Below are 12,757 nucleotides of genomic sequence, written 5' to 3'. Positions count from 1 at the left end.
GCAACTTGACGCGTGGGCGGACCTTCTGCCCGTCCCGTGCCGTGTCTTGGGGGCTAACCTTTTCCGAGACGTGTTCTTGGCGGATGCCGCTGGAGCAATCCATATGCTGGAAGTCTCCGCTGCTTCGATCGCGGAGATCGCGGGTTCTGAGAAAGAGTTCCACCAACGTTGCGTTGACGATGCGGAGGGTTGGCTGTTGCGCCCATTGGTGGATCGATGCCGCTCCGCAGGAATAGTCCTTGGTCCCACTCAGTGCTACGCCTTTACGACGCTTCCTTTATTTGGGGGCGAGTACAAGGTCGACAACATCTGGATATGCGCCTGGAAGGAATGGCTCAGCTTTACCGCCACAATATACTCGCAAACCAAGGACTTGCCGGACGGGTCCCCGGTCGCAATTAAATTTGTCGACTGAGGCTTGGCTGATCTGCAACAAGCTGGTTCCAGCTCCGGCATGAGCCGATATGTTCTTACCGGGCGAATTATTCGGGTAGCTGGAGCACGTCCGGGTGCATCAGAGGCGCGTCCTTCAGCCAGATCCGTGCACCTTCCGGGCCGATGATCGCGATCAGGTCGGTGCCGGCGGGCAAACGGCCCCAACTCTGTGGCTCCAGTGTTTCGCCACCGATGATCAGCCCGCCCGAGAGGACGAGGAACTCCAACCCGCGCGTGTTTGCGACCGAGACGGTTTCGTCGGCCTGCCAGTCTTCGAGCCGGACTTCCTCGCGGCCATCGTCGAACAGGATGGTCGCGGCGCTGGCGCCCGGGCGGGGCGTTGCACGCTGGCCCTCGCCCGGCCGGCAAACGATCTGGGTCTGATCCCCCTCACGGTATTGCCAGAGCCGCACGAAGATGGTGCAGCCTTCTTTCGCGGCGGGGATATGCGAGGAGCCGGGCGGATTGCGGAAGTAGCTGCCTGCCGGATAGTCTCCATGCTCATCCTGGAAAACACCTTCCAGCACGAGGATCTCTTCGCCGCCGCTGTGTATATGGCGAGGAAAAGCGCTGCCGGGGGCATAGCGCACGATCGAGGTGGCGCGGGCGACCTCGTCGCCGACGCGGAAAAGCATGCGCCTGTCCACGCCGGCCGCGGGACTTGGCACCCAGTCCAGCTTCGCGCCATGGACGATGACCGGTTTCGACAGATCGTCGTTAATGCGCATGGCGGGTCTCCTTCATGGTTAGGACCATCCGGAACTTGACGTCACCGGACTTCATCTTCTGGTAGGCTTCAGGTGCCCTCTGCAGCTGCATCGTCTCGATTTGGGGCGCGGACGCCGGTCAGGGCGCTGAGGTCCGAGGGTCCTCTCGTTCTCGTAAGGCGCGTCCGTGATCGATCCGAGCACGCTGCGCTCGCCGACGACGAGATGACCGGCCGACATGGGCAATGATCCCTGCCCGCACCAAGCAGCACCAGCCGGCCGCGCGGCACAAATCCCGCCATCAGCAACGATACCGCTTCCGCATTGCCGATGGTAGTGATGATGCCTTTGCCCCACCCATCGCGTTGAGCGTCTTGGTCGCATCCTCCTGGCTGCGGTGGCGGCGCTCTCTTCCTAAAGGCGCGCTTGGCGGCCGGGCGTCTGCTTGCCCCGCGCTCGCAGCCCCCCACCCCTCGCGTTGCCAACAGGGCAATTCCCTCCCTATACTTCGCCATGCACAAGACCTTCGTCTCAGCGCGGGAGGATCGGCCCGGGGAAGACTGGCTTTCCCGTTTCACGGCCGGCCGGGCCGGCGTGGAGAGCTGGTATTTCGGCCAGGCCGTGACGTCGCGCCCCGCCGCCCCCACCGTGAGCGAATGTCGCGCGGCACTTCAGCAGCACATGCCCGAGCTTATCCCGCATTATGACCATGTCTGCGCCCTCGTCGGCGATGACGAGCTCGCCCACCGGATGCTCAGCCACTACCGCCCCGCGCCGGAGGGCTATGGCTGCAGCCAGGCGGTCTGGCTCGGAAAAGAGGGCCCGGCGCTCGTCCGCAACTTCGACTATCCGCCCGATATCGTCTCGGATCGCTTCGAGCTCACCGCCTGGTCGGGCCTCAAGGTGATCGCGAAGGCGCAGCGCCCGTGGGGAGGCTGCGTCGACGGGATGAACGAGGAAGGGCTGGTCGCGAGCGTCACCCTCGGCGGCGGCCGCATTCAGGGCCGCGGTTTCTCGATCATTCTGATGATCCGCTACGTGCTCGAAACCTGCCGTCGCGTCAGTGAGGCGGTGGAGGCGCTTTGCCGTATCCCGGTGGCGCTGTCGCAGAACGTGACGCTGCTCGACCGATCGGGCACCTACGCTACCCTCCTCCTCGGTCCCGGCCAGCGGCCGGTCATAACCCGCCTGAAAGCATGCGCGAACCATCAGCGCAGCGAACGGGCCCCGCCAAATTCGCTCGCGCGGCAGCGCGCACTCCTGGAGGCGCTGGACGAACCTTCGATGTCGCTCGAAGGCCTGACCGACCACTTCCTCCAGCCGCCGGTCCATGCGCGAAATCCGCGTTTTCCCACCCTCTACACCGCCGTCTACCGGCCCGAGGAAGGCCGGGTGGACTATGTCTGGCCGGGAAAACGCTGGTCCCAGGGCTTCGCGGATTTTCAGGCCGAGGAGTACACGCATCACTATGGGTGATGGCCCGGTCGGTTCGCCGGGCCATGCGGTTGCGGCGACCAGGCTTCAGGCCCAGTAGTTGTATTCGAGTTGGACGGCGACCGTGGAGCCGTTCGCGACCTGCTGGCTGAACGAACCGTTGAACGCGATCGTTCCGTCGGTGAAATCGGCGTCGCTGAGGACCACTGTCTTCGAATAGGGGTTCAGCGTTTCCGTCGAGGTGCTGTTCGAGTCGGTGCCGACAATGCTGAACGAACCACTGTCGATCGCTCCCCCGAGGCTCTCGTTTTTGGCATTCAGATCGGCATCTCCGCTCACCGTGACGATGCCGTCGAAACCGTCCACATCGACCGTGAAAGAGCCCGAAAACGACCGTTCCGTTGTATCGCCACCGATTTTCTGGAAGCTGAACGACTCGGTACCGGTGTAGATGTCCGCGGAGCCGGCTATTTCGAGGGTCAGCGCATTGGTGGTCGAGCCGCCCTGACCATCCTCGATGGTGTAATTGACGACGACGGTGAGCGTCTCGCCGAGCTTCAGATCGATTGCGCCTCCGGGCTGCAGATCCGGGTGCGAGGTGTCGACCGTTACGATGTTGTCGACGACAGTGATGTAGCCGGGAGGTGTTGAGGACCCGGCGTCGCCGTCAACGGAAAAGCTCAGGCTGCCGGCGACGACGGAAAGCGGGTCGCCATCCGGATCCGAAGCGGTTGCGAGGAGGTCGATCGGAGACGCCGCAACGTCCTCGGTCAGTTCCTTCAGGATCGGCTCGGCACTCGGAGGCTGGTTGTCACTGGACCAACCGGCATCGTAGTCGGCCGGTTCCTGCGTATCCGTGTAGAACTCCCGGGTATGATAGATCGTCTCGAGCTTCCTGCCGCTCGCCTGCAGCGTCGACCAGGTTTCGGTGTCGATCCCGGTGAGGATGGCGGTCAGGTCGATTTCAACGCCGTTGACCAGCATCGTCGGTGTCGGGTCCGTGATGCTGGCGCCGTCGACAGGGCCGATCTTGCTCTGGGCGGCTGCGAAAAGGTCCGAAAGGGTGAAATCTCCGGCGATGACCGCAGCCTTTACGGCGAGCGCGTCATCGACCGAAAGGCCGGCCTGGTTGGCCAGGAAGCCGATGTAATCAGCGACGGTTACATCTTGCAGCGCTTCTGCGAGCGCGTCGGTGTAGCTCGACGAGAGCTGCCCCTGCGCGGATTGGCTGAGGCCGGAATCATACGATCCGTCCGTCATGAAGCTTGTTGTGAAGAAACTCATTCTACTTGCCCCCTACCCCATTGCTGGCGCATCGATCGATGCACGCTTTTTCAGTGTTCCGAAAAATTCAGTTAGCTTTCCCGTCCTCTCGAGGCCCCCTGCGTTCTCCAAGATTAGGGAAATTCGTCGCGACGAAATCGCGTTGTCGAAGAGGTGGGAAACCGGCCAGCCTCGGCTGCCGCCGCTAGCCAAAGCCGGCGCTCCCTCATCGGGCGAAAATACTCTACACACGCCCTCACCCTCCCCGACCAGCGCGCGTCAAATGGCTGGTCCGGCAACATTCTCAAAATTTGTTTGATTCCCCTCAGCCGCGTCCCGCGCTGGCACTCGGCCATTGAAGTAGAATCCCCTATCGCCTTCTGGTTCTTACCATATTCCATAGTTCAGGGAACGAATATTTCTGAGTAGTACTTTAATCCGAAAGGAGTAGGTTCAAGCGGTCTCCCATTCAGCATTCGCAAGGCAATCCATGTCGAGGCGCTTTCCACTTATCGTCGGCCCCGCGTCCGGGAAATTGTCGCCGCGTACTCTAGCGCGTGTCGCGACGCCCGACATTGCTTGATCCTGTTGAAGGCCGAAGCAGATCGGGTCTTTGCGATTTCGTGCAAGCCTTGCTGACAAAGTCAAAACAGATCAATATTGATCCTTGTACCTGTCCATCGGGGGATGTCAGATAGTCAATGCTGGAAAGCTGGCGAGTTTCTACTTCGCCGGAGAACACAAATTGCCCGCTCCGTTACCGGGAAACATTGATGGTGAATGAACTGCGATAATTCTCAGGAGCTCACAAAATGGCAAGCACCAAACGGTCCCATGATGAGTCACTGTTGCGGCAGGCCTTCGATGTGGCGCGGCGTTCGCGCGAAGGCGGGGATCACCCATTTGGTTCAATTCTCGCCGACCGTGATGGCAATGTCTTACTGGAACAGTGCAATGGCTACAGTTCAGAAGGTAGCGACCGCACGGCCCACGCGGAGCGGCTTCTCGCCACCCGCGCCGGCAAAGCCTATGATTTGGATTTTCTTGCCGAATGCACGATGTACACATCCGCGGAGCCATGCGCCATGTGCTCGGGCGCGATCTATTGGGCAGGCATAGGGCGCGTCGTGTTCGGCCTGTCCGAGAGAGATGAAACAACAGATAGGCGATAGCCAGGAAAATCCGACGCTCGATCTCCCCTGCCACATCGTGTTCGCCGCCGGTCAGCGCCCAACGGAAGTCATCGGCCCCCTGCTTGCGGACGAGGCGGCGAAACTCCACGAAGAATATTGGACAGGCCGTTAATCGAGACATAGGCGTCGATACCCCTTCTGCCCGGGTGCGGCCGGGGCGGCAAATCGGGAGGAATCACACAGCAGAGGCGTGGTCGCGGCCACCAGGGGCTACCAATTGCCGGGATCTGCCGTGTGGTCGACACTGGCGAACTCGTCCGCCTTTTCCCGGTCCAGCGTCAGACCGGTTGCGATCCTTGCCTCGTCCGTCACCGAATAATCGAGCGGCGCCGGCCCCTTGGTCAGTTCCTGATACATGAGCAAGGCGGCCTCCTCGGCGGTGTCGGCGTCGAACTCTTTCGTGACGGTGACTGTGAACTTGTGCATGGCCCTGACCTCGTCTGTGCTGGAATGGAAATCTCACCGGTCATGGTTCAGTCGGTGAACTCGACGATGACCCCCGGCTTGACCATCGCCGCCAGTTCCTCGGCGTCCCAGTTTGCCAGGCGAACGCATCCGTGTGACCCCACCTTGTCGACGAGCGAGGGTTCCGGCGTGCCGTGGATCCCGTAGGTTGGCTTGGTCAGGTCGATCCAGACGCTTCCCACTGGATTGTTGGGGCCGCTCGGCAGCTCCAGACGCTCGTCGTTGTCGCCTTGCTTGAAGTTGATCCTGGGGTTGTAGACGTAGACGGGCTTTCGAGCGACCCCTTTCACCTTGTGCGTGCCGGAGGGCGAAGGCGTCTCTTCGCTGCCGATCGTGGCGGGATAAACGGCAATCAGCGAGCCGTCTTCCGCAAACGCCGCGACCTGGCCCGCCCGCCTGCGCGCCTCGATCCGTTTGACCTTGCCCTTGCCCTCCTTCGCGGCGCCGGGCATTGCAACCGACACCCTGTCCCCGACGGCCAATGCCGAGCCTGGATTGAGCGCCTTCAAAAGGTCGATGTCCATGTGGAACCGCTCCGACAGCCTCTCCGCGACGCTCGTATATCCGAGGTGCTTCATCTCGGCCTGTTCGGCGTAGTCCGCCGGAATGCGCTCGACGAGATCCTTTGTATCCTCTTCGGTGACGACATAGGGTTCAATGACGGGGGGTGCGATGACGGGGGGTACGATGACGGGCTTGTCGCCGGCAAGCCGCCTGATGACCTCGGGATCCGGCTTTCCATCTACGGGAAGACTTTGCATCGCCTCGAACCCGGCGATCGCCTTGGTGACGTTCTCGCCATAGTAGCCGTCGATCACCCCGGGAGACGAACCCGCGCGGTCCAGAAGAACCTGGAGGTGGACGATGGCGGGATCCGGCCGGGGCGCGTCCTCGGACGGCCGCTCCGGCGGGATAGAGGTGAGCGACGCATTGTTGATCGCTTCCGGCCGAAGCGCCTCGGCGCTGGCGGTGCCGCAGAGGCCCAACGTCAGCGATGCTGCAAGAAAAGCCACGCTCTTCATCAACATCAGAAATCCGCAGCGGCCGAACTTGTTCCGCCCGCTGGTTCTGCGGTCCTGGAAGCGGGAACGTCGGGCGGCTGACCGCGCCCCCAAGCGGCCGAACCCCATGCCAGTTCTCCCGCTTGCCACAGGATCTTGCCGTCAGACCGCATGCAAGACGCAATATCCGAGCGCCGGAGGGGGTCGCGCCTCGTCGCATCTCCGCCCGCGCCGGCTGCACCCCCCTCTGCCCTGCCGGGCATCTCCCCCACAAGGGGGGAGATTGGCCAGGAGCGCGGCCCCTGCCCGACAGCACACGCAAATGCCGAAGTCGTCTAATCAAAGCAGCGCGCAGGGTTATTAGTTGACCGGGACATCGCCACTTTCCGATCTCCCCCCCTGTGGGGGAGATGCCCGGCAGGGCAGAGGGGGGTATCGACACGCGTGTCCCCGATTTTCGCCATTGCGACCTGATCGGATCACGCTCTAAATGGACGTGCCGGGCAGCGTTCCCGTATCTGAGGCGATCGCGTCGGCCCTGAGGAAAACCTGCTCGGCAAAATGTTCCCTTGGCTATGAAAGGCTCTGGACTCGTGCAATCCAAAGTGGCACGCCTGCTGCCCGAAACACGCGCCCCTCGCCTGGCGCCTGCCGCATGTTTCCTCAAAAGACACGTGGCGCTGTAGGCGGACCCGAAGCAAGGACGAACGGTCATGTCCGAAACCCGCCGCAAGCTGACGACGATCTTCTCCGCCGACGTCCAGGACTATTCGCGCCTGATGGGGGCGGATGAGGAAGGCACGTTGGCGACCTTGAAGCGCTACCGCGATGCCATGGCGCGACTGATCGAGGTGCATCACGGCCGGGTCGTCAACACCTGGGGCGACGGGCTGCTCGCCGAATTCCCGAGCGTGGTCGAGGCGGTGCGTGCCGCAGTCGACGTCCAGAACGAGCTCGCGGTGCTGAATGCCAAGCGGCCGAGCGAGACGCAGATGCGCTTTCGCATCGGCATCAATCTCGGCGACGTGATCGCCGAGGGCGACGACCTCTATGGCGACGGCGTCAACATCGCCGCCCGCCTGCAGGCGACAGCACCCGCCGGCGGCATCGTCATCTCCAATACCGTCTACGACCAGGTGCGCAACAAGGTCGCCGTCAGCTTCGATTTCCTCGGCCAGCTCGAGGTGAAGAACATCGAGGGCGGTGTCGCGAGCTATGCGGTCAGGATCGGCGCCGGCGCGCATGAACAGGCCCTCCGGCAGGGCGGCGCAACCCAAGGCAGCGCGCGCGGAAACGGCGCGTCGGCGCCCGCCGGCACCCGGACCGGGCAACCCGCGTCCGATGCAGCACCGCCGCAGGCACCCGCCGAGGCAATTGGCACACCGCAAGGCTCGGCGACAGCGGAGTCCGCCGGCGTCTGGGGCCGACAATCCGCTCCCGGGACTGCGCGACCAGAGGCGACCACCGGTACAAGCACCGCCCCCAACGGCACGGCACCGGCAGACTCCGCCGGCACCTGGGGCCGACAATCCGGTGCCGAAGCCACGCGGCCGCAAGCACCTTCCGCGACCGCCTCTCCCACAGCGCCCGGCAAACGCAAGTTCGCCGTCATCGCCGTTCTCGCCGCCGCCCTCGTCGCCATAAACCTCCTCAACTGGGAGGGCGAGCTCTGGTCCGTCTGGCCGCTGCTCGGCCTTTCGATCGTCTCCGCCCTCCTCTGGCTGCGCCGGAGAAAGGACATCGACCGCATCTTCGGCCTGCTCGTCATCGCCGCCCTCACCGTCGTCACCGTCAACCTCCTTACCTTTGAGGGAACCTTTTGGGCCGTCTGGCCGCTCCTCGGCCTCTCGATTGCCGCCGCGCTCCGACGGGTCCTGCGACGGGGCTAAGCGAACGCAGGCCCCTCGCCGTTCGCGCGATCTGTCCGGCGGAGTCTCCTGCGCCGCCGACGCGGCGCTGCTGGATTCCTGTGACGAGCACAGGAATGACGGGGACTTGTCGGCCGATCGACGCCTGGTCACCGCACATTCGTCGAAGATTTCTCGCTCCGCCACGGCCCAAAACTCCCTCATTCCTGTGCTCGTCACAGGGATCCAGCCACGGCGCGTCGGCGCCGTGAATGACGTGGGTTTCAGCGCCGCGCGTCCTATCCAGACGCGCAAATGGCGCTGTAGCGTTTCGAATTCGCCGCATGCTTTTATCCTTAAGACGGGCAGGATTTAGGGAAACACGAAGTAGAGCGCGAGCCGATGAGGTTGCAGGGCGAAAATCGGGCACACCGGCGTCGATACCCCCCTCTGCCCTGCCGGGCATCTCCCCCACAAGGGGGGAGATCAGCAAGCCTCGCTGTCCCGCTCAACCAGTATACGTTTGCCGTTGAGTTCCACCCCTGCCCCCGCGCGTCTGCGGTCGGGGCAACGCTTTGCCTCCGGCCGATCTCCCCCTTGTGGGGGAGATGCCCGGCAGGGCAGAGGGGGTGCAGCCGGGTCGACGCTCTGGTCGCGGCGAGCGCCCCCTTTTTTCCTTCGACGCAGGCGCCGCGGCTGGTGTATTGTAGCGACGCGCATTTACGACCTGTGGTTTGCCTGAGAAAGCGACAGGAAACGCGCGACGGTTTCCGTCAGGAATTAAAGCGCCCCTAAGCGTCAGAGCATTTCAGAATTTCGATGAAACGGTGGAATGCCTTGAGCGAGGCGGGCCGTTGTGGAGCGCTTCAGGCGTTCCGGACACCATAACGCAATTCGACATTTGACGGCCGATCCTTGACCTCCGGGGAGAGGCAAGGCGGAAAGATTTTCCGAGCGGGAGGACAAAATGGCATCACCGGACGAAACAGTCATGGGCACGGACATGGACGAGGTCTCGCCCGATCTCGCGATCGATACGATGTTTGCGTGCCGCAAGACGGCTGCGCTGAGAGCGGCGATCGAGCTCGATCTCTTCACGCTGATCGGCGAAGGCAGCACGGCGGCGACGCTCGCGGCGGCGGCGAAGGCTTCCGAGCGCGGCGTGCGCATCCTCGCCGACTATCTCGTCGTCAACGGCTTCCTCATCAAGGAGGGCGACACCTACCGGGCGACGCCGTCGAGCCGCACGTTCCTCGTCCGCCACTCGCCGGCCTATATCGGCGGGGCCATCGAATTCATCGCGGCACCCGAGATGCTTTCGCAGTTCCTCGACGATCCGGCCGCCTGCGTGCGCAACGGCGGATCGTTGGGCCTCGCCAATCTCTCGTCCGACAATCCGGTCTGGGTGAAGTTCGCCCGCGCCATGGGTCCGCTCGTCGCCCGCAGCGCCATGGCGCTCGCCGAAGAGGTGGCCGCATGGCCGAAGAAGCCGCAGAAGGTGCTCGACATCGCCGCCGGACACGGGCGCTTCGGCATCGAGATCGCCAAAACCCTTCCCGAGGCCGAGATCGTCGCGGTCGACTGGAGCGCCGTACTGGAGCTTGCCCGGCACAACGCTGGCGAATTCGGCGTCGCAGAGCGCTACCGGACCATTCCCGGCAGCGCCTTCGATGTCGACTGGGGCAGCGGCTACGACCTCATCCTGCTGCCGAATTTCCTACATCACTTCGACATCGACACCTGCGCCGGGCTTCTGAAAAAATGCAGAGAGACGCTCGCCCCCGGAGGCCGGGTGGTGGCGGTGGATTTCGTGCCGAACGAGGACCGCGTCTCGCCACCCTTCCCGGCCGCGTTCTCCTTTGAAATGCTCGCCACCACGCCAAGAGGCGAAGCCTATACCGAGCAGGAGTTCGCCGAAATGGCCCGCCGCGCCGGCTTCAGCACCGCTACCGCAAAACCCCTGCCGCCCTCGCCCGCGAGCCTGATCTTCTTCGAGTGAAAGGCAAGCAGTGGGTGTGTACTAACGAAAAGGCCCCGGTAGGGGAACCCGGGGCCGAGAGGTGTTTCGCCCATTGGGAGGGGGGCCAGACGGGGCGAAATGCGGGAGGAAATTTCCCGTCTAATTTGAGTTTGCCACTGAAGCAGCGCATCTCAAAGTAGCGAAAATTAGCCATGGTTAGAACCTCGCCCTGGCGCCAAGAGCATGCCTTAGCCGCGTCGCCAGACTTGGCAGCCTGACTCAATGATTTGCTGTTTCGGATTAGATCAGCTCTATACGAGAGAAATTTGCGTTGAGCCGCGTTAGAACGAGCAATCCATGATCATTGTCTTGAACGGCTATCCGGGAGTGGGGAAGCTCACGATCGGTCAAGAACTCATATCAAAGATTTCGGGTCGCCTGCTGGACATTCACAGTGTCTACAACGTCGCTTTCGCGTTGACGGAGTTCAAATCGCCGGAGTTCATCGAAACAGTCGAGAAGATCGAAGCAATCGCGCATGACCTGATTCTGAAACTCCCGGTCGAAATTCCGGTCGTACTGACGACGGTTCTTGCCGGAAGCAGCGATTGGGGCAACGCGGAGTGGCAACGCATTGTGCGCCTTGGTCGCGAGCGGGGTCCGTTGTTCGTTGTGCATATGCACTGCGATCTTGAAGAGAATATCCGCCGCATCGAGGCAGCCGAGCGATCCGCGAAGAGGAAGCCACGCGATGCCGATATGGCAAGGAGAAACCACGCACTCGGCAAAGTCCTCGCAGGTATCGACGAGATGAACTTACTGAAGCTTGACGTGACGACCTTGTCCCCGACAGATGCTGCGACCAAAATTGCAGAGTGGATTCAAAAAGTTTGAGGCTTCGATTGCCGCTGGAAAGTTGGAGTTTGCTGCCAACCGGGCGGCCGTCCGGCGAACGCCCCGAAGCTAATCACGCCCACCCTCCGGCGGAGTCTTCCGCGCCGCGGACGCGGCGCTGCTGGATTCCTGTGACAAGCACAGGAATGAGGGTCGAGAGGGGCTCACCGCGTCAGGCGTTGGGGTCGTGGCGGCTGCTGTATCGCTTGCGGTCGTGCTCAACACCCAAAGCGCATGCCCCCGGGGCGGCCTGGTCCTTCTTAGAAACGTTGCGACCGCCCCCGCTCTCACGACAGCGCGACCTCCTCCAGCCGCGCTCGCACAGGCGCGGGCCGCGAAGTCGAGGAAGCTGCGCATCTTGAAGCATCCGGGACTTCTTGGCTGACCACTGAGTGAATCACTTGGTGCGATCCGGCACTGACAGGCACGGAGTAACAGCCGCCCCTCATTCCTGTGCTCGTCACAGGAATCCAGCGCGCCCAAGTCTTTGGGCGCAAGAGACTCCGGCGCGCCCCGCGTCTGCGTCTTCCTGAAGGTCGTGTCATCCACGGCGCCGACGCGCCGTGGCCTGGATCCCTGTGACAAGCACAGGGATGACGGGAGTTCTTGAGCGGCGAAAGTCGCCGCAGGGAACTCAACTGGCAGCAGACGCCCGCTCGAGAACGCTCCAGTCGAACTCATGCGCCCAGTCGGCAAAACTGTGCCAGCGGACCTCCGGAAAATCCCGGCGCAGAGCGGCGATGTCGGCGTCGTAGCCCACGCGATCGAACCATTCGAACATGAGCGCCACATCCTCGCTTTGCTGGCGAGCGGCTGCGATCGGGATTTCCTGGTAGGTGATCGGGCGACCGATGGCTTGCGAGAGGATTTTCGCCTGCTCTTCGCCGGACAGCTCGTCCCCGGCGATATCGAAACGCCTGCCGAACACCTTCTCGCGCCGCTCTGCCAGGGCGGCAACGAAAGCCCCGATGTCGGCCAGGGCAATCAGCTGCAGGACACGTCCGGCAGGCATCGCAAAGGCGTGCGTTCCCTGGCGTAGCGCACCGACCGACCATGGCGCGACGATATTCTCCATGAAGGCGACCGGCGCGCTGATCGTGTAAGGGATGCCGAGCCCGGCGACGTGCTTCTCGACGAGGTACTTGCTTTCGAAGTGGGGAATGCCCGTCTTCTTGTCGGCATCGGCTACGGATGAATAGATCAGGTGCCCGACGCCGGCGGCTTTCGCCGCATCGGCGGCAATGATCCCCTGGCGGGTCTCCTCCTCCGTCCCGGTCTCATAGCTGTTGCCCATCAGGAACATGGTGTCGACGCCGCCTGCGGCCTTCACGATGGACGCCGCATCGCCAAGATCGCCGGCCACGACATCCGCACCCGCCGACGCCAGTTGCCGCGCGGCATCGCTGTCCGGCTTGCGGGTCAACGCCTTGACGCCATGTCCTCTGGCGAGCAGTGCGCGGGCGACCGCGCCTCCCTGCTGGCCGGTGGCGCCGGTAACCAGAACGTTTCGCTTGGTGGTCATGTGTCTGCTCCTTTGTTTGCAACAGAGCAAAGTTAG

Annotated in this window: 10 protein-coding genes and 1 pseudogene; 6 read left to right on the top strand and 5 right to left on the bottom strand. The window is 63.0% G+C overall.

Features of this window, described 5'->3' with window-relative positions; all coding sequences use genetic code 11:
* Nucleotides 1-103: 103 nt before the first annotated feature.
* Nucleotides 104-415 carry a T6SS immunity protein Tdi1 domain-containing protein gene (locus PZN02_RS14350; RefSeq protein WP_280658637.1) on the top strand — a complete coding sequence of 104 codons (312 nt, stop codon included), beginning with the start codon at nucleotides 104-106 and terminating at the stop codon, nucleotides 413-415.
* A gap of 67 nt (nucleotides 416-482) precedes the next feature.
* Here PZN02_RS14350 and PZN02_RS14345 read toward each other — a convergent pair whose 3' ends face one another.
* The gene (locus PZN02_RS14345) at nucleotides 483-1,163 is read right to left on the bottom strand and encodes a cupin domain-containing protein (protein WP_280658636.1); all 681 of its coding nucleotides are present in this window, start codon (nucleotides 1,161-1,163) and stop codon (nucleotides 483-485) included.
* Between the two features lie 492 nt (nucleotides 1,164-1,655).
* Here PZN02_RS14345 and PZN02_RS14340 point away from each other — a divergent pair, with 492 nt between their 5' ends.
* Nucleotides 1,656-2,618 (top strand): C45 family autoproteolytic acyltransferase/hydrolase, encoded by a 963-nt coding sequence (locus PZN02_RS14340; RefSeq protein ID WP_280658635.1) that lies wholly within the window; start codon nucleotides 1,656-1,658, stop codon nucleotides 2,616-2,618.
* 45 nt (nucleotides 2,619-2,663) lie between these two features.
* Here PZN02_RS14340 and PZN02_RS14335 read toward each other — a convergent pair whose 3' ends face one another.
* Nucleotides 2,664-3,860: an Ig-like domain-containing protein gene (locus PZN02_RS14335; RefSeq protein WP_280658631.1), complete on the bottom strand. Its 1,197-nt coding sequence runs from the start codon at nucleotides 3,858-3,860 to the stop codon at nucleotides 2,664-2,666.
* Between the two features lie 791 nt (nucleotides 3,861-4,651).
* Here PZN02_RS14335 and PZN02_RS14330 point away from each other — a divergent pair.
* A pseudogene (locus tag PZN02_RS14330) lies at nucleotides 4,652-5,144 on the top strand (nucleoside deaminase).
* A 98-nt stretch (nucleotides 5,145-5,242) separates the two neighbouring features.
* Here PZN02_RS14330 and PZN02_RS14325 read toward each other — a convergent pair.
* Complete coding sequence (locus PZN02_RS14325) at nucleotides 5,243-5,458, bottom strand: hypothetical protein (protein ID WP_280658630.1); 216 nt, start codon at nucleotides 5,456-5,458, stop codon at nucleotides 5,243-5,245.
* A 47-nt stretch (nucleotides 5,459-5,505) separates the two neighbouring features.
* Nucleotides 5,506-6,525, bottom strand: coding sequence for a L,D-transpeptidase family protein (locus PZN02_RS14320; protein ID WP_280658629.1), 1,020 nt, complete (start codon nucleotides 6,523-6,525; stop codon nucleotides 5,506-5,508).
* Between the two features lie 686 nt (nucleotides 6,526-7,211).
* Here PZN02_RS14320 and PZN02_RS14315 point away from each other — a divergent pair.
* From PZN02_RS14315 to PZN02_RS14305, 3 genes are all read left to right on the top strand, one after another.
* Nucleotides 7,212-8,387, top strand: coding sequence for an adenylate/guanylate cyclase domain-containing protein (locus PZN02_RS14315; protein ID WP_280658628.1), 1,176 nt, complete (start codon nucleotides 7,212-7,214; stop codon nucleotides 8,385-8,387).
* A 925-nt stretch (nucleotides 8,388-9,312) separates the two neighbouring features.
* Nucleotides 9,313-10,344 (top strand): methyltransferase, encoded by a 1,032-nt coding sequence (locus tag PZN02_RS14310; RefSeq protein ID WP_425336246.1) that lies wholly within the window; start codon nucleotides 9,313-9,315, stop codon nucleotides 10,342-10,344.
* Between the two features lie 318 nt (nucleotides 10,345-10,662).
* On the top strand, nucleotides 10,663-11,199 hold the full coding sequence (locus PZN02_RS14305) for an AAA family ATPase (RefSeq protein ID WP_280658627.1): 537 nt from the start codon (nucleotides 10,663-10,665) through the stop codon (nucleotides 11,197-11,199).
* 634 nt (nucleotides 11,200-11,833) lie between these two features.
* On the opposite strand, the gene PZN02_RS14300 is transcribed toward PZN02_RS14305, so the two are convergent.
* Nucleotides 11,834-12,721: an NmrA/HSCARG family protein gene (locus PZN02_RS14300; protein ID WP_280658626.1), complete on the bottom strand. Its 888-nt coding sequence runs from the start codon at nucleotides 12,719-12,721 to the stop codon at nucleotides 11,834-11,836.
* Nucleotides 12,722-12,757 lie beyond the last annotated feature (36 nt).

The sequence above is a fragment of the Sinorhizobium garamanticum genome, from assembly GCF_029892065.1.
GTDB lineage: Bacteria > Pseudomonadota > Alphaproteobacteria > Rhizobiales > Rhizobiaceae > Sinorhizobium > Sinorhizobium garamanticum.
This window is presented reverse-complemented; position numbering and strand designations above follow the sequence as displayed.